The sequence below is a fragment of the Bradyrhizobium sp. Leo78 genome (assembly GCF_059512425.1).
This window is the reverse complement of record NZ_JCAMOT010000007.1, coordinates 117,752-135,402: the sequence shown is the minus strand read 5'-3', so window position 1 is coordinate 135,402 and position 17,651 is coordinate 117,752. Positions and strand designations below refer to the sequence as shown.

14 protein-coding genes are annotated in these 17,651 nt (G+C 64.4%); 12 read left to right on the top strand and 2 right to left on the bottom strand.

Annotated elements, in window-relative coordinates; translation table 11 throughout:
• Positions 1-65: 65 nt before the first annotated feature.
• Positions 66-2,000 (bottom strand): alkyl/aryl-sulfatase, encoded by a 1,935-nt coding sequence (locus AC5ZG1_RS11560; RefSeq protein ID WP_456642016.1) that lies wholly within the window; start codon positions 1,998-2,000, stop codon positions 66-68.
• A gap of 193 nt (positions 2,001-2,193) precedes the next feature.
• Positions 2,194-3,222: an ABC transporter substrate-binding protein gene (locus AC5ZG1_RS11555; protein ID WP_456642015.1), complete on the bottom strand. Its 1,029-nt coding sequence runs from the start codon at positions 3,220-3,222 to the stop codon at positions 2,194-2,196.
• 99 nt (positions 3,223-3,321) lie between these two features.
• Here AC5ZG1_RS11555 and AC5ZG1_RS11550 point away from each other — a divergent pair, with 99 nt between their 5' ends.
• The 12 genes from AC5ZG1_RS11550 to AC5ZG1_RS11495 all read left to right on the top strand — a co-directional run bounded on the left by AC5ZG1_RS11550 (position 3,322) and on the right by AC5ZG1_RS11495 (position 17,649).
• Positions 3,322-3,969 (top strand): TetR/AcrR family transcriptional regulator, encoded by a 648-nt coding sequence (locus AC5ZG1_RS11550; RefSeq protein ID WP_208820749.1) that lies wholly within the window; start codon positions 3,322-3,324, stop codon positions 3,967-3,969.
• 188 nt (positions 3,970-4,157) lie between these two features.
• Complete coding sequence (locus tag AC5ZG1_RS11545; protein WP_464345717.1) at positions 4,158-4,928, top strand: ABC transporter permease; 771 nt, start codon at positions 4,158-4,160, stop codon at positions 4,926-4,928.
• An 18-nt stretch (positions 4,929-4,946) separates the two neighbouring features.
• A complete protein-coding gene (locus tag AC5ZG1_RS11540) occupies positions 4,947-5,984 on the top strand; it encodes an NAD-dependent epimerase/dehydratase family protein (RefSeq protein ID WP_130222292.1) in 1,038 nt (345 codons plus the stop codon).
• Entirely contained in the window at positions 5,971-6,792 is an 822-nt protein-coding gene (locus tag AC5ZG1_RS11535; RefSeq protein ID WP_496132915.1) for a GNAT family N-acetyltransferase, read from the top strand. Before AC5ZG1_RS11540 ends, AC5ZG1_RS11535 begins: the two co-directional genes overlap by 14 nt.
• Before the next feature lie 8 nt (positions 6,793-6,800).
• The gene (locus AC5ZG1_RS11530; protein ID WP_130222288.1) at positions 6,801-7,856 is read left to right on the top strand and encodes a dihydrodipicolinate synthase family protein; all 1,056 of its coding nucleotides are present in this window, start codon (positions 6,801-6,803) and stop codon (positions 7,854-7,856) included.
• The gene (locus AC5ZG1_RS11525) at positions 7,844-8,629 is read left to right on the top strand and encodes an ABC transporter ATP-binding protein (RefSeq protein ID WP_130222286.1); all 786 of its coding nucleotides are present in this window, start codon (positions 7,844-7,846) and stop codon (positions 8,627-8,629) included. Before AC5ZG1_RS11530 ends, AC5ZG1_RS11525 begins: the two co-directional genes overlap by 13 nt.
• A gap of 144 nt (positions 8,630-8,773) precedes the next feature.
• Positions 8,774-10,165, top strand: coding sequence for an MFS transporter (locus AC5ZG1_RS11520; protein ID WP_496132914.1), 1,392 nt, complete (start codon positions 8,774-8,776; stop codon positions 10,163-10,165).
• A gap of 152 nt (positions 10,166-10,317) precedes the next feature.
• Positions 10,318-10,767, top strand: coding sequence for a (2Fe-2S)-binding protein (locus AC5ZG1_RS11515; RefSeq protein WP_496132913.1), 450 nt, complete (start codon positions 10,318-10,320; stop codon positions 10,765-10,767).
• Between the two features lie 9 nt (positions 10,768-10,776).
• The gene (locus AC5ZG1_RS11510; RefSeq protein ID WP_496132912.1) at positions 10,777-12,954 is read left to right on the top strand and encodes a xanthine dehydrogenase family protein molybdopterin-binding subunit; all 2,178 of its coding nucleotides are present in this window, start codon (positions 10,777-10,779) and stop codon (positions 12,952-12,954) included.
• A gap of 226 nt (positions 12,955-13,180) precedes the next feature.
• Positions 13,181-14,272, top strand: a complete 1,092-nt coding sequence (locus tag AC5ZG1_RS11505; RefSeq protein WP_496132911.1) for a hypothetical protein — start codon at positions 13,181-13,183, stop codon at positions 14,270-14,272.
• A gap of 87 nt (positions 14,273-14,359) precedes the next feature.
• Complete coding sequence (locus AC5ZG1_RS11500; RefSeq protein ID WP_496132910.1) at positions 14,360-17,137, top strand: xanthine dehydrogenase family protein molybdopterin-binding subunit; 2,778 nt, start codon at positions 14,360-14,362, stop codon at positions 17,135-17,137.
• Entirely contained in the window at positions 17,134-17,649 is a 516-nt protein-coding gene (locus AC5ZG1_RS11495; RefSeq protein WP_496132909.1) for a (2Fe-2S)-binding protein, read from the top strand. Before AC5ZG1_RS11500 ends, AC5ZG1_RS11495 begins: the two co-directional genes overlap by 4 nt.
• Positions 17,650-17,651 lie beyond the last annotated feature (2 nt).

The window sequence follows — 17,651 nt, the reverse complement described above, 5'->3', positions numbered from 1 at the left end:
AGCGAACACTTGGTGGTGGGCACGGCGCTAACGCGCCTTTGCCCACCCTACGCGCTACGCGCCAGTCAACTCACCGTCGTTCGCTTCGGCTCGACGATCTCGAACATTCGCGGAAACTCATCCATCAGCGTCATCAGCTCAGTCAGCCGCGTTGCATCGCCGCTGACGCTGATCCTGCCGCTGGCGACCGCCTCCGGAAACGTCGTCAACTTGGCAATGACTTCATCCAGCGTGCTGCGCGCCAGCGTGAAGCTTGCATCGGCGTCCCCAGTTTGCGTGTCGGCGACATAGGTCAGCGCGCAATTCTCCAAATTGAGGATGAAGGTCTCATTGGTGTCGGTGAACTTCCAGTTCAGGACGATGCGCTTGCCATCGGCCTTGGGGCCGTTGAGGCGAATGCCGAGCACGTCCCAGAGCTGTCCGGTGCGGAGCGCGGCGAGCGTTTCGCGTGGCATCGCCGGCCGCGCCGGCGCCTTCGGCATGCCCTGCCGTAACTCCTGCGCGCCGAACAGATAGCTGTTGCGCCAGGTCGCGCTTTCCGCGGCATAGCCGAGCTGCTCGAACGTGTCGGCGAGCAGCGCGCGGGCCGCGGCATTGCCCGGCTCGGCGAACACCAGATGGCTCACCGCCTGCGCGACGAAGCGGAATTCGCCGTTGGCGAAATCCTTCCGCGCCCGTTCCAGGATCGCATCCGCGCCGCCCATATACTCAACGTATTTTTTGCCCGACTCGACCGGCGGCAGCGGATCGAGATTGACGGGGTTGGCGTCATACCAGCCGAGATATTTCTGATAGATCGCCTTCGCATTGTGCCGGATGTGGCCGTAATAGCCGCGGCCGTGCCAGGCGCCCTCCAGGCTTTTCGGCAGCCGAATGGTCTCCGCGATTTCGCTCGCGGTCAGCCCATGGTTCATCAGGCGAATGGTCTGGTCATGCGCGAACTTGTAGAGATCGCGCTGCTGGCGGATCATGGTGTCGATCCGCTCTCGACCCCACACCGGCCAATGATGCTGGCCGCACATCGCCTCCGCTTTGCCGCCCCACAGCTTGAGCGCCTCGCCGAGATATTTCGACCACGCCAAGGCATCGCGCACATCGGCGCCGCGAAACGGCAGCAGATTGTGGAAATTGTGGGTGCAGTTTTCCGCGAGGTTCAGCAGCTTGTAGCGCGGCAGGTAGAAATGCATCTCCGCCGGTGCCTCGCTGTTCGGCGCCATCTGGAACTCGAATTCGACGCCGTTAATCACGCGCCTGTCGCCGGTGGCGAGGATCAGATCGGTCGGCCGCAACAGTGCCACCGATCCGGCCGCCATCGACTTGCCGAGCCCGCAATCGACCTGCCCCCGCGCCCCCTTCGCCAGGAACGGCCCGAATTGATATTGCGCACGCCGCAACATCGCGGGGCCTGCGATGATGTTCTCGGAGACCGCATGCTCCATGAACATGTCAGGGGCGATGATCGGCACCTGCCCGCTCGACAATGTCTCGTCATCGAGCACCCCGCGGGCGCCGCCCCAATGATCGGTGTGGGTATGGGTGAAGAGCATTGCCACAACCGGACGCCTGCCGCGGTGCCTGAAATAGAGCTCGATGGCGGCGCGGGCGCCCTCGATCGAGGTGAGGGTATCAACCACGATCACGCCGCTGTCGCCCTCGATCAGCGTCATGTTGGCGATATCGAGCCCCCGCACCTGGTAGACCCCGGGCACCACCTCGAACAGGCCGTGATGCATGTTCAATCGCGATTGCCGCCACAGGCTGGGATTGACGGTGGGCGGAGCCTCCTCCGATGAGAGGAAGCCGTAAGGCGCAAGACTCCAGACCACTCTGCCTTGGGCGTTGGCGATATGCGCGTTTTCGATGGTGCCGAGGAAGCCGCGCGCGGCATCGTCGAAATCACCCGTATCGGAGAACGGCAATGCATCCAGCATCGCCGCGTGCTGCGCGACCACGGAAGGCGAGGCGTCCTTAGGAGCTTCGCTGGCGATTGTGTTGGTCATGTCTGTTCCTCCCCGCCGCGAGCCAAAGCGACCACGGCTTACGCAGGAGGATTATGAGCGTGTGACCGATGGCGTCAAATGCTCGTCATGGCCGGGCTTGTCCCGGCCATCCACGCTCTCCTTCGGGTGCCCAAGTGCGTGGATGCCCGGGACAAGCCCGGGCATGACGGAAGCAAGTGGTATAACGGCCGCGCTACTTCTTCACCTTGCTCGCGTCCATCTTGATGCTCGTGTCCAGCATCTTGGTCGAAAACGCCGTGTTCACGTCGAACGGCTTTTCCATCCCGAGATAGCTGTGCACCAACTCGTAGTCCTTCTTCATCCGCTCGGCGTCGATCCAGCCGAGCGCCTTGGTCGTGGTGAACTCGTCCGTCATCAGGATCTTGATGCGCTCCCATTGCCGTTCCTGGTTCTCCCGGTCGAGGCCGGAGACCTGGTCGAGCAGCGCCTTCAGGCAGGGCGCGACGTCGGCGACGCAGGCGGCATAGGCCTTCTGCGTGACCCGCACGAATTCCTCGACCAGTTTCGGATTCTTCTGCAGGAATGCGCCGTTGACGATCAGCGAATTGCCGTAAGGATTGAGCCCGATGTCCTTCCAGTTGACGTAGCCGAGATCGGCACCGAACTCGATCGCCTTCAGATCGTGCTCGTTGTAGAAATCGCTGATGATGTCGACCGTGTGGCTCTTCAGCGCCGCGATCTTCGCGGTCGGGCCGACATTGACGAAAGTGACGGAGTCAGGCGCGATCCCGGCCGCCTTGGCGAAGGCCGGCCACATCACGCGCGAGGCATCGCCCGGCGGGTTGCCGATCTTGTGGCCGGGAAAATCCTTCACCCCGTTCACGCCGTAGCTCTTCAGCCAATAGAAGGTCTGCCCGGTATTGGCGTAGATGCTCATCAGCGCCACCACGTCGGCGCCCTTGCTCTTGGCCACCAGCATGGTCGCGAGATCGGCGATGCCGAACGGCGAGCCGCCGGAGCCGACCTTCAGCGATGAGACGCCGGAGCCCTTGCCGGTCTCGATCGTGAGATCGATGCCGGCCTTCTCGTACCAGCCCTGCGCCTTGGCGTAATAGAACGGCGAATGATCCGCCGTCGGCGTCCAGTTCAGGATCAGATTGACGGATTCGGCGGCGCGCGCCGGCGCAACCCACGCCGCCAGCGCAAACGCCAAGGCCGCCGCAAACCCCAGCGTCAAGGCTGCAAGCCTCAAACCCTTCATCGCAACTCTCCCCGTGCGCAACCCGGCCTTGTCGCACCTTGCTTGTGACGTTACCAATGCAACAAGGGACAGGCGTAATTGTCAACTGTTTGGTTGAAAATGCTGAAGAGACGATCCGACGACACAAAGCCGCAGCGACGCGATCCCGTCGCCACGCAACGGAAGCTCCTGACCGCGGCGCGGCGCGAATTCGCGCAAAACGGGCTTGCCGGCGCCAGGGTCGACGAGATCGCGGCCAGAGCCGGCGTCAACAAGCAGCTCGTCTACCATTATTTCGGCGACAAGGACGCGCTCTACCTCGCCGTGCTCGAATGGGTCTATGAGGAGATCCGCGAGCAGGAGCGCGAGCTCAACCTGGAGGGACTGCCGCCCGAACAGGCGATCAAGAAGCTGATCGAAGCCTCGTTCGATCACCTCGCCGCCCATCCCGACTTCATCGTGCTCCTGAACGACGAGAACCGCGGCGGCGCCCGGCACGTCCGCGGCTCCCGCCGGCTGGAGGCCATGCACTCGCCGCTCGTCAGCATGGTCTCGAAGATCCTCAATGAAGGCGTGCGCGCCGGCGTGTTCCGACGCGGCGTCGATCCGGTGCACCTCTATATCTCGATCGCGGCACTCAGCTACTTTTTCTTCTCCAATACGCCGACGCTGTCGGCGATCTTCGGCAAGGACCTGTCGAGCACGGCCGCGCGCCGGGCCCGGCGGCGGCACGTAACCGACCTGGTGCTGCAGTCGCTCCGGCCGTAGACCCTGGCACCGCCGTCATTGCGAGCGCAGCGAAGCAATCCACGTCTCCGCGGACGGCGCCATGGATTGCTTCGCTGCGCTCGCAATGACGGGGCGATATAATCAACCAGATGGTTGAAAGATGGATACGACCGGGCTAGGCTGAGAGCGGGGGCCGGGAGCGGCCGGCATTTTCGAGGGAGCAATCGGTGTTCAGTGACGGCGGGCGGTCCACGCGGTCCATCGCGATCATCCTGATCGTGCATCTTGCCGTGATCGTGCTCTGGCAGGTCCTGGTCGACGCGTTCCAGGTGCCGAAGTTCATCCTGCCCTCGCCGCTCGCGACCGTCGCGACGCTCAGCTCCGCCAAATATGCCTGGCTGTCGAACCTGCTCGTCACCGCCGCTGAAATCCTCGGCGGCTTCTGCCTTGGCGCGCTGGTGGGCGTCGCGCTTGCCGTCATCTTCAGTTGGTCGCCGCTGGTGAGCCTCGTATTGCTACCATTGTTCGTGACCCTGAACATGATCCCGAAAGTGGCGTTGGGCCCGCTGATCATCGTGTGGTTTTCCTACGGCATCATTCCGAACATCCTGATCGCCTTCAGCATCTGCTTCTTTCCGATCCTGCTGACGACCGCACGCGGCCTGCGCGAGGTCGAGCCCGACCTGCTCGACCTCGTCAAATCGCTGCGCGGCTCGCGCTGGACGCTGTTCCGCAAGATCCAATTGCCGGGATCGCTGCCTTACGTGTTTTCCGGCATGAAAGTCGGCGCTATCCTGGCGGTTGCCGGCGCGATCGTCGGCGAGTTCATCGCCTCCGAGCGCGGGCTCGGCTATCTCATGATCCAGGTGCAGTCCTCGCTCGACACCCCGGCCATGGTAATGGCAGTCGTTCTGCTGACTCTGCTCGGCGTTGCGCTTTACGGCCTGGTGCTCGGCCTTGAACGGCTGTTCGTGGTCTCCGACATCCGGCTGCAATAAGAAACCAGGGGAAGAACCATGCTGCTCACGCGCGACACTTTGCCGAAGACGATCCCGGATATTGCAGCGCTCGACGACCTGCTGTGCCGGCCGAGCCAGGCCTTGATCGACGATATCAGCAAGGTCGACGGCGACATCATGATCCTCGGCGTCGCCGGCAAGATGGGACCGACGCTGGCCGGCCTTGCCAAGGCCGCCGCACCGGACCGCCGCGTCATCGGCGTCGCCCGCTTCAGCGATCCCGCGGTGAAGGACTGGCTGGAGGAGCGCGGCATCGAGACAATCAATTGCGACCTGTTGGATGAGGCCGCGATCAGGGCGCTGCCGAAGGCGCCGAACATCATCTTCATGGCTGGCCGCAAATTCGGCGCCGAGGGCGACCTGTCGCTGACCTGGGCGATGAATGCGCATGTCCCAGCGCTGGTCGCACAGGCTTTCCCTGCGTCGCGGATCGTGGCGTTCTCGACCGGCTGCGTCTATCCATTCGTGCCGGTTGACGGCAAAGGCTCCGATGAGGACATGGCGCCGAACCCGCCGGGAGAATACGCGCAATCCTGCGTCGGGCGCGAGCGCATGTTCGAATACTTCTCCAGGAAATTCGCAACACCCGGCCGCCTGTTCCGCCTGAACTATGCGATCGACATGCGCTACGGCGTGCTGCACGACATCGCGACTAAGGTGCTTTCGGGCACACCGATCGATGTCAGCCTCGGCCATGTCAATTTCATCTGGCAGGGCGATGCCGCCTCGCAGGCGCTGCGGTGCCTGGCGCATTGCACGACGCCGACTTCGCCCATCAATGTCAGCGGCCACGAGATCCTCGCGGTGCGCGATCTCGCCGCCAGGTTCGGCGCGCGCTTCGGCCGTCAGCCCGTGATCGTCGGCAAGGAAGAGCCGACGGCGTGGCTGACCGACACCTCGCTAGCGGTCAAGCTGTTCGGCCTGCCGGTCGTCGACACCGAGCAGTTGATCGCCTGGACCGCGGACTGGGTGGAACGCGCGATGCCGAGCCTCGGCAAGCCCACCAAATATGAGGTGCGCGATGGTCGATACTGAGCCTGTCGCCATTGTCCAACTCGGGGTCGACGACGCTGCGGCCGGGCTCGCGCTGTCGACCGAAGCGCACTGGAACCAGAACGAGGCCGACTGGCGCTTCTTCCTCGGCAATGGCATCGTGTCCGGCGTCCGCGACGGAACGCATCTGGTCGCAACTGCGGCGCTGCTGCCGTATTCCGCCGGTAATGCCTGGATCAGCATGGTGCTGGTGACCGAACGCTGGCGCCGCCGCGGCATCGCGACCCGGCTGGTCGATGCCTGTCTCGACGCGGCAAGACAGCGCGGCCTCACCACCTGGCTCGATGCGACGCCGGCGGGCGCCACGGTGTACGGTCCACTCGGCTTCACGCCGACATTGCAGCTTCGGCGCTTGCGGCTCGAACATCCGGCGCAAGAGGCGCCCGTGACGCTCGCGGCCTCCGATATCGACACGTTCACCGCACGCGACCGGCGCGCCCTGGGATTTGAGCGCAACGGCCTGCTCGCGGAATTCGGCGCCCGCACCGGCTCGCGTATTGTGTCCCACGGCAACGCGATGGCGCTGGTGCGCGACGGCCGCACCGCGCGCCAGATCGGACCACTGTTCGCGGATAGCGCGGCGGACGCGCTGGCGCTGGTCGATGCGATCAGCCGAAACGAAACCAGTCCGCTCCTGATCGACGCGATTGCGTCGCAGGAATCATTCATCGCCGGATTGACAGCCGCGGGCTGGAACATCGAACGGCCGTTCCAGCGCATGCGGTTCGGCCGCGCCACCACGCAAAGCGAAGAGCTTCCCTTCGCCGTCGCCGGCCCGGAATTTGGATAGGATTGGCCATGCACCACAGCGAGATCAAATCCGAGATACGCAAGCTGATCGCCGACGGCACCGTGCTGCCCGCACACCCGCTCGCGCTCGACGCCAATCGCGCGCTCGACAAGAGGCATCAGCGCGCGCTAACGCGCTATTATATCGACGCGGGCGCCGGCGGCCTTGCGGTCGGCGTCCACACCACGCAATTCGCGATCCGCGAGGTCGGGCTTTATCGGCCCGTGCTCGAGCTCGCCGCCGAGACGGCAGCGAACTGGACCAAGCGGCCACTGGCGATGGTCGCAGGTCTCGCCGGCCCGACGCAGCAGGCGATCTCCGAAGCGCGGACCGCGCGCGATATCGGCTATCACGCTGGCCTGCTCAGCCTCGCCGCAATGAAGACCGCGTCGGAAGACGACATCATCGCGCATTGCCAGGCGGTCGCGCGCGAGATCCCGCTGGTCGGCTTCTACCTGCAACCCGCGGTCGGCGGCGTCATCCTGAGCGCGGACTTCTGGCGGCGCTTTGCGGCGATCGACAATGTGATCGCGATCAAGATCGCGCCGTTCAACCGCTATCGCACCCTGGACGTGTTGCGCGGCGTCGCCGCGGCTGGTGCCCTCGACCGCGTCGCGCTCTATACCGGCAATGACGACCATATCCTGCTCGACCTCACCTTGCCGTTCGACCTGCGCGAGAATGGAGTTACGACCCGCACCTACTTCAAAGGCGGCCTGCTCGGTCACTGGTCGGTGTGGACGCAGACGGCAATCAGGCAATTCGAGATGTGCAAGGCGGCGCGCCACAAGGATACGGTGCCTGCCGATCTGCTGGCGCTCGATGCCCGCGTCACCGATTGCAACAGCGCATTCTTCGACGTTGCCAACAATTTCCACGGCTGCATCGCAGGCTGTCACGAGATCCTCCGCCGCCAGGGCTTGCTGGAAGGCATCTGGTGCCTCGATCCAAACGAAGGTCTCAGCCCGGGCCAGATGCAGGAGATCGACCGCGTCTGCCGCGAGCATGCCGATCTCTCGGACGACGGCTTCGTCGCCGCGAACCTGCAGAAATGGTTGACATGACGGCCGAGCCTTTCATCAGCCTGCGCAACGTCCGCAAGGTCTATCGGTCCAAGGGAGCCGAGTTCCTTGCCGTCTCCGACGTCACAATGGACATCGCCGAGGGCGAGCTTGTGGCGCTGGTCGGGCCATCCGGTTGCGGCAAGACCACCGTGCTGAAGATCCTTGCCGGCCTGCACAGCGCCGATGGCGGTACGATCAAGATCGGCAACGCGAAGACGCCGTTCGATCCCGCGCGAGATATCGGCATGGTATTCCAGCAGGCGCTGCTGCTCAAATGGCGCACCATACTGGACAATGTGCTGCTGCCGGCCGAGATCGTCGGCCTGCCGATCAAGGCGGCGCGGGAGCGCGCCCGCGACCTGCTCAAGATGGTCGGCCTCGCCGGCTATGAGGACAAATATCCGCAGCAGCTCTCAGGCGGCATGCAGCAGCGCACCGCAATCGCTCGCGCGTTCATCCATGACCCGAAACTGATCCTGATGGACGAGCCGTTCGGCGCGCTGGATGCGCTGACGCGCGAGCAGATGAATCTCGAAATGCTGCGGATCTGGCGCGAGAGCGGCAAGACCATCATCTTCGTCACCCACAGCATCCAGGAGGCCGTGTTCCTGGGCTCCCATTGCGCCGTGCTCACCGCCGGGCCCGCTCGGATGGCGGAATATTTCCCGATCGAATTGCCCCTCCCCCGCGCGCTTCCGATCAAGACCACGGACGAATTCGGCGCCTACGCCCGGCGCATCTATGACCGGCTCGGCCTCAGCACCAACGCCTGATCCGCCGCGCGTGGACGGCTGACGCCAAGCCGGAACGCAGAATTGCGCATACGCATCATGCAACCGCATACCTGTGGCAACCCGTGCGCGCGTAGTAGATGACCGAGAGGACGGGATCCTGTCCTTCCGGAGAATCTGACCACAATGGACATGCTCGCGGCGAAGGCGCCAGTCGCGCCCGTCATGGACGGCTTGCCGCCGGAGCGGCGGCGCTGGGCCGTGGCCGCGATCTTCACCGCGCTCGCGATGGCTTCGCTTGACACCGCGATTGCCAATATCGCCCTGCCCGCGATCGCGACCGATCTTAAGGTCAGCCCGGCCGATGTCGTCTGGGTCGTCAACGTCTACCAGATCGCGCTGGTCGCAACGCTGTTGCCACTTGGCGCGCTCGGGGAAATCGTCGGCCATGAGCGCATCTATCTCGGCGGCCTCCTCTTGTTCACGCTCGCCTCGCTCGGCTGCGCGCTCGCATGGTCGCTGGACAGCCTTCTCATTGCGCGAACGCTGCAAGGGCTCGGCGCCAGTGGGCTGATGAGCGTCAACACCGCGCTGGTCCGCTACGTCTACCCGAGCAGGATGCACGGTCGCGGCTTCGGCCACAACGCGCTGGTGGTCGCGACCGCCTTCACCCTCGGGCCGACGATTGCCTCCGCCATCCTGGCGTTCGGAACCTGGCCGTGGCTGTTTGCGATCAACATCCCGTTCGGCCTGACCGCACTGGTCATCGGCATGAAGACCTTGCCGCAGACGCCGCGGGCCGCGCATGCCTTCGATCTCCCCGGCGCCGTGCTGGCCTCAGGCTGCCTCGGTCTTTTCATCATCGGCATCGGCAGCGCCGCGCACAAGACCTCGCCGGGACTGGTGCTGGTCGAGGTTGCGGGAGCCGTTGTGCTGGGCTGGCTGCTGACGCACCGGCATCGGGATCATCCGGCGCCAATGCTGCCGATCGACCTGTTCCGCCGCCCAATGTTCGCCTTATCAGCGGCAACCGCGGTCTGCTCGTTCGCAATCCAGGGCCTCGCCTTCGTCTCGCTGCCGTTCTATTTCGAAGCCGTGCTGATGCGCTCGCAGGTCGAGACCGGCTTCTTCATGACACCTTGGCCGCTGGTTGTTGGAATCATGGCGCCGATCGGCGGCCGCCTGTCCGACCGTTACCCGGTCGGCATCCTTGGCGGTATCGGGTTGATCCTGCTCGGCCTCGGCATGACGCTCTTGGCAACACTACCCGCCTCCCCCAGCATCCCCGATATCGTCTGGCGCATGGTGATCTGCGGGATCGGATTCGGCTTCTTCCAGACGCCCAATATGAAGGCACTGATGAGCAGTGCGCCGCCGCATCGCAGCGGCAGCGCCAGCGGCATCGTGGCGACCGCGCGCCTGACCGGGCAAACCATCGGCGCCGCGCTCGCCGCTTTCTGCTTTGCCATCGCCGGCCACGAAGGCGCCACCTACGCACTCGCGCTAGGCGCCGGATTTGCGGTGCTCGGAAGCGCGATGAGTTTCCTGCGGCTGGCTGTCGCACCCAAGGGCGCATGATCTGCGCGAGGCGCAAGAGATCAAGAACACCGCGCCCTCGGGTTTGTTCCTGCTTCCTCGCATACGCATTTTCTTGATTTGAATCGTTCTAGTGGCCGGGTCACACTCGCCCCGAGGTCTAGTTGATGGAACTGGATCAAAAGGGGATTGCGATGGCTAACCTCACAATTAACGGCAAGAAAATCGAGGTCGATGTCGAGCCGGATACGCCGCTGCTCTGGGCGATTCGCGAAAACATTGGACTGACCGGCACCAAATATGGCTGCGGCATCGCACAATGCGGCGCCTGCACCGTTCATGTCGACGGCGTGGCGATGCGATCCTGCGGCGTGCTCGTCAGCGAAGTTGATGGCAAGGAAATCACGACGATCGAGGGCCTTGCCGCCGAGGGCAAGCTGCACAAGGTGCAGCAGGCCTGGATCGAGCACGACGTTCCCCAATGCGGCTATTGCCAGACCGGCATGATCATGGCGGTGGCGGCGCTCCTGAAAGACAACCCGAAACCGACCGACCAGGAGATCGACGAGGCCATCACCAATATCTGCCGCTGCGGCACCTTCGCGCAGGTGCGCGAAGCGATTCACGCCGTCGCGAACGCGTGAGGTGCCGTCATGAATCAGCACGTCAAGCTCAACCGCCGCGCATTTGTGATTGGCACCGCCGCAGCAGGTGCCGGCCTTGCACTCGGCTTCAATCTTCCGTTTGGCGGGGCGGTGGCGCGCGCCGCCGATGGCTCGCCTGAAGTCAACGCCTGGGTGGTGATCCGCCCGGATGATACGGTGGTGATCCGCATCGCGCGTTCGGAAATGGGCCAGGGTTCGCTCACCGGTCTCGCGCAGCTCGTTGCCGAAGAACTCGAATGCGACTGGTCGAAGGTCACGACCGAATATCCGACACCGGGCCAGAGCGCCGCGCGCGGCCGGCCCTGGGGCGATTTCTCGACCGGTGGCAGCCGTGGCATCCGCGGCTCGCATGAATACGTCCGCAAGGGCGGCGCCACCGCGCGGCTGATGCTGATCCAGGCCGCCGCGAACGAATGGAAGGTGCCGGCCTCCGAATGCTCGGCCGCGAGCAGCGTCATCACCCATCTGCCGACGGGCCGAACCACGACCTACGGCAAGGTGGCGGAAGCAGCTAGCAGGCTCTCTCCGCCGTCCGATGTGAAGCTGAAAGACTCGAAAGACTGGAAGATCGCGGGCAAGGGCCTGAAGCGCCTCGACACCGCCGACAAGACCACCGGCGCGATGGTCTATGGCATCGACTTCAAATTGCCAGGCATGTTGAACGCTGCGATCAAGGATTGCCCGGTGTTCGGCGGCAAGCTGAAGAGCTTTGACGAGGCCAAGATCGCCAACATGAAAGGCGTCAAGAAGGTGGTGCGCGTCGGCGACAGCGGGGTTGCCGTCGTCGCCGACACCTGGTGGCACGCCAAGACTGCACTCGATGCGCTGCCGATCGAGTGGGACGAAGGCCCGAACGCAAAGACCTCGAGCGAGACGATCAGCAAATGGCTGGCCGAAGGACTCGAGCCGTCGCAGGCGGCGTTCGTCGGCAACCAGAACGGCAATGCGATGGCGGAGATCGCGCGTGCCGCAAAGGTGGTCGAGGCCGTCTACAACTATCCTTACCAGAATCAGGCCACGATGGAGCCGATGAACGCGACCGCGCTTCATACCGGCGACAAGCTCGATGTCTGGTGCGGCACGCAGAACGGCGAAGCTGCCTTCGCCACCGCCGTGCAGGCCTCAGGTCTTCCGCCTGAGAAATGCGACGTGCACAAGCTGATCCTCGGCGGTGGCTTCGGCCGTCGCGGCCAGAGCGATTACGTGCGGCAGGCGGTGTTGATCGCCAAGGAGATGCAGGGCACGCCGATCAAGTTGTTGTGGTCGCGCGAAGAGGACATGCAGCACGGCTTCTATCATCCGGTCACCCAGTGCCGGATGGTCGGTGCCTTCGATGCCGACAACAACCTGACCGCGCTGCGCATGCGGATCTCCGGCCAGTCGATCCTGGCGCGGCTACGGCCAGAGGCCATGATCAACGGCATGGATCCCGCGACATTCCAGGGGCTCGCGCCGAGCGGCGAAGCGGCGATCGGCTATTCGATCCCGAACCTGTTGATCGAACATTCGATGCGCAATCCGCATGTGCCGCCGGGCTTCTGGCGTGGCGTCAACATCAATCCGAACACGATCTATCTCGAGAGCTTCATGGACGAACTCGCGCATGCGGTCGGCCAGGATCCGCTCGCGTTCCGTCGCAAACTGATGGCGGGTCATCCGAAGCATCTGGCGGTGCTGAACGCGGTCGCCGAACGGATCGGCTGGGACAAGCCGGCGCCGCAGGGCGTCTATCGCGGGCTCGCACAGGTGATGGGCTATGGCAGCTATGTCGCCGGCGCCGCCGAGATCTCGGTGACCGACGGCAGCAAGATCAAGGTGCATCGCATCGTCGCTGCCACCGATCCTGGCTACGTCGTCAATCCGGCGCAGGTGGAACGGCAGGTCGCGGGTTCCTTCGTCTACGGCCTCTCCGCTTTGTTCTATGGCGGCTGCACCGTGAAGGACGGCCGCATCGAGCAGACCAACTTCGACACCTACAACTCGATGCGCATCAGCGAGATGCCGAAGGTGGAGACGATCCTGATGCCGAGCGGCGGCTTCTGGGGCGGCGTCGGCGAGCCGACCATCGGCGTCGCTGCGCCCGCGGTGCTGAATGCCTACTTCGCGGCGACCGGAAAACGCATCCGCTCGGTACCGCTACGGCAGCAGAACATCAGCTTCGCGTAAGGAAGTTGTGGCTCACGACCTGACAAGCGAGTCGTTCCGGGCTTGACCCGGGACGACCAAGCGACTGGTCCGCCGCTCCTCGATGAACGCACTATTTTACGGACCGCATCAATCATCCCGCAACCAACGCTGTTGATCACGGCAAGTGTCGCTTGCGCGTCAGGCGAATGGCCGAATACTGCCGCCCGGCGAGGAATCGGTGCGAATCACGGGCGGGGGAATCGGCATGCAGCGCTACGTCGGCTTGGCGGTGGCGGCTTTATTGTTGTGCGGTAGCGGTGCGGGCGCCAGGGCGCAGGGCCTTCCATCCTACATGGCGCCGATCTCCGGCAAGACGAGCACCACACCCGCCGACACCGCAACCAAGGACCTGCTCGCGCTCAACACCGCGATGTTTGAGCTGTATGGCGACGCGGCAAAGATCTTCCAGAAGAACATCCTGAGCAAGCATCCGGTCATCCTTGCGCTGTTTTCCGGTGCCGGCGGCAGGATGATCCTTTACCGTCCGGGAATGGCGCCGACAGAGGCGCCGCAGGTGCCGATCGTCTATCAGCTCCTGAAGTCGGTGGGGCACAGCACGATGGCCTTGGCCGAAGTGGCCGGCCCCTATGTCGACAATCTCGACGACAAATCCTGGCGCGGCTCGATGCTCGCCTATCGCAGCCGCATGCAGTCGGCGCTCGATGGGCTCGACCGCACGCCGATGGAAGTCGGCTGGCGCGACAACAACCGCGCCATCCTGCAGAACAACCTCGCCTTCATGGACGAATGCCTCGCCAAGGACGTCATCCCATTTGCAACGCTTAAGGCTTTCGGCAAGAAGCAGGCGCCACACCTCGCCAAGAACGTTGCATGGGCGGCAGAGACCCAGGTTGCGCACTGGATGGGCGTGCTGGCGGACTGGAAAGCCCAGCTCGGCGCCGACTGGGACAAGACCTATGCCGCGAGCAACACCATCTATGTGGCGCGCCAGAACAACGTGCTGTTCAGCGTGCTCGCGCAGTTCTTTGGTCCCGATGCCATCAATGACCGCCTGCTCCTGATCGAAACCATCTCGTTCACAACGACGCCTGCGGACATGCTGGAATCGCTGACGCGGATCATCGCGGATCGCTCGGTGGGTTCGCTGTTCTTCGGCAACTATCATCTGATGGACTATGAATTGATGGGCGGCGATGCGCGTGTCGCGATTGCTGCCGAGACCAAGAAGCGCGGCATGACGACGTTTCTGCCGCCGGCCGTGCCATTCGGTTCGAAGCAATGGCCGACCTTGGTCACGCCCGGTCCCGGCCCCGCATCGATCGCGGACTTGCGATAGTGTTTTTCGTATCGGTGCGTGATTCGGGCGCAACGATAATTTGAGATCGGGCACGCCTGACAGCGTTGACCGAGGGGGGTAAGGGGCATGCGGCCTTCGCGAAGGGAGTTCGTGAAGTGGGTCACGGCGAGCGGGATAGCGCTCAGCCTGTCACGATTGGGAGCGGCCGAGCCGGCGGGCTTTCCGGCGCGCGCGGTGTTGCCGGGACGGCAAAACTGGAATCCGGCGGCCGATGGCCGCGGTCGCATCGACGGCGTCGCCAAGGTCACCGGCGCCAAGCTCTACGCCTCCGATTTTCGCGCTGCCGACCTGCCGGGATGGCCGGCCACGACGTCGCACGCGATCCTCGTCCGCGCGAGCGATGCGACGCGCGTCTATCTCGGCATGGACCTCGCACGCCTGAGCGGCGCGCTGAAGCCGTCGGTCGTGGTAACGGCCGAGGAGCTTGCGAAGATCGGCGCCCGCGTCCCTGAATTCTATGCGGGCGATCTGTTCTGCCCCGTCGGCAAGACGCCGCTTTATATGGGACAGCCGGTCGCGCTATTGATCTTCGAGCAGTTCGACGCCTTCGATCGTGCGCGGCTGGCGCTGCGCGACGGCACCTTCGTGAAGTCAGGCGAAGAGACCGGCCCGGTCTCCCTGCCCAATTACGCCGCCTTCCGCTTCACGCGCGTGGCCGGCCCAACGCCCGAGTCGCCCGATGTGTATTCGCCGATCCAGGCCGGCTGGGTGACGCCGGGGCGGCTGCAGGACACCACGCTTCCGGTCTGGTCCTCCTTCGCGAAGGAGACGCAGGCACCCTACGGCAAGGCGGCGCGGTACGGCGAGCAGATCCGCGCCGAGCTGGATGCGAAGAACCCCGCAATGGTGGTGCTCGACCGCAGCTTCGAGACCCAGTCGGTCGATCCAATGTTCCTCGAGCCGGAATGCGGCCTCGGCTGGTACGACAACAGGGGCGGCAATCTCGAACTCGTGCTTGGCGTCCAGTCGCCCTATGAAGCCACCGAGTCGATCGCGTATCTGCTCGGACAGGCGCGCGCTCCCTTCAAGCCCGCGCAGATCAACACGCAGTTCACCTATATCGGCGGCGGCTTCGGCGGCCGCGACCACACGCCCTTCGTGCTCTATGTCGCGCTGGCCGCAATGTTCTTTCCGGGACGGCCGGTTCGGCTTGCGCACGACCGTTATCAGCAGTTCCAGGGCGGCATCAAACGCCATCCGTTCAAGATGCGATCCCGGATCGGGATCGACCGCGCAACCAGCAAGATCCAGGCTTTCGCGGCCGATCACGTGCTCGACGGCGGCGGCCTTGCGAACTTCTCGTCGAGCGTGGCGGTCGTCGGCGCCACGGCGGCGATCGGCATCTATGACGTGCCGAAGGTCGACGTCACTACGGTGGCCGTGCATTCGCGCGGCGTGACCGCGGGCTCGATGCGCGGCTACGGGACCATACAGACCATGACCGCGCTCGAAGTGCTGATCGACGAGGCCGCAGACGCCTTGCTGCTCGATCCGATCGAGTTCCGGCGGCGCAATGCTCTCAAGCAGAACGGCCGCACCATGACGGGAAATCCGTACATCGTGTCGGTCCGCACGCCCGAAATCCTGGACAAGCTCGAGACACATCCGATCTGGCGGCAACGCGCCGAGGAGAAGGCGCGGCTTGCAAGCAGCGGCGTCTTGGTCGGCACCGGCGTCGCCTGCGTCACCAAGGACTACGGCACCGGCGCGGACTGCTCGCTCGGACGCGTCGAGATCGCAGCCGACGGCAGGATCTCGATCCATTGCGATCATGTCGAGATGGGCAATGGCATCGGAACCGCGCTCGCCAACCGCGTCGCGATCCATCTTGGCGCGGTGGCCGACGAAGTGTCGGTGGCCCGGATCGATACCTATGATGCGCTCGGTCTCGTCACCTCTGGCGATCCCTACACGATGGATCAGAAGACCCAGGACGCGGCTGCGAGGAATCCGCGCTGGGTGCCTGCGATCAGTTCGGCCACCAGCGCCTCGATCGGCGCGCATGTCGGGACACATGCGGCTGCCGAGGCCGCGCGCGTCATCTTCCGCTACGGCCTGTGGCCGGCGGCGCTCGAACTCTGGCGCATCCCGCCCTCCGATCCGCGGGCGAAGGATTTCGCCAAAGCGCGCTGGAAGGATGGGCAGCTCATCCTGCCCGGCCTTCCACCGCTCGCACTGCCGGCGCTCGCCGCAGCCGCGCATGCGCGCAACCTCGTGACCGGCGCGATCACCCACAGCTTCTCGCGCTGGGCTTGGTCGCGCGCGGGTTTCCGGTTTGGCAGCGAGCAGCACCGCGCCGAGATCGATGCGCTCGCGGTGCGCAGGGGCAGCGGGAAATTCACCGCGCTCAATCGCACCAGCGTGTGGTTTCCGCCAACCGACAACAACAGGATCGGCACGGCCTACGCCTCCATGTGCGGCACGCTGGTTCGCGTCGAGATCGAGCGCACGACCGGCGCGCTGCGCATCGCCAAGGCCTACAGCGTGCTCGAATGCGGACAGCCGCTGGTGCCGGAAGTCGTGCTCGGCCAGTCACAGGGCGGCTTTGCCATGGGCGTCGGTTACGCCTTGCTGGAATCGCTGCCTCCTCACGAAGGCGGTCCCGGCAACGGGCAATGGAACCTCGGGCAATATCTGGTAGCGCGGGGATCGGATCTGCCGCTGCGCGATCTCGAGATCGAGATGCTGCCGCCACTGTCGCCGGACGAGCCGCCGAAAGGCATGGCCGAAGTCGTGATGGTCCCCGTCGTCCCTGCCCTTCTCAACGCCATCTTCGACGCCACCGGCCACCGCTTCAATTCGTTGCCGGTCACCCAGGCCATGCTCAAGGGAGCGCTCGCGTGACAAGGCTTGCCATCACGATCAACGGCCGCGCGATCGATCCGATTGAGGTGCGCGACGATCTCTCGATGAACGACTTCCTGCGCGAATATCTCGGCATGACCGGCACCAAGTTCGGCTGCGGCGCCGCGCAGTGCCTGAGCTGCGCGATCATCGTCGACAACCCCGATGGCACCAGCGACACAACTCCGACCTGCGTCGTGCCGGCCGCAAGCTTCAACGGCAAGGCGATCCGGACCGTCGAAGGACATGCGAGAGATGGCCAGCTCACCGCGCTTCAGAAGGCCTTCATCGATCACTTCGCATTCCAGTGCGGCTACTGCACCGCCGGCTTCCTGAACGAAGCCCAGGTCCTCTTGGAACGTCTCGCGAAGAAGCCGGTGGCGCGCACCGAACTCGAGAAGACCATCGAAGAAGCGCTCGACGGACATATCTGCCGCTGCACCGGCTACATCAAATATCACGAGGCCGTTCACGACGTGATCCTCGCCGATCCCCAGCGTTATCTGGCCTGACC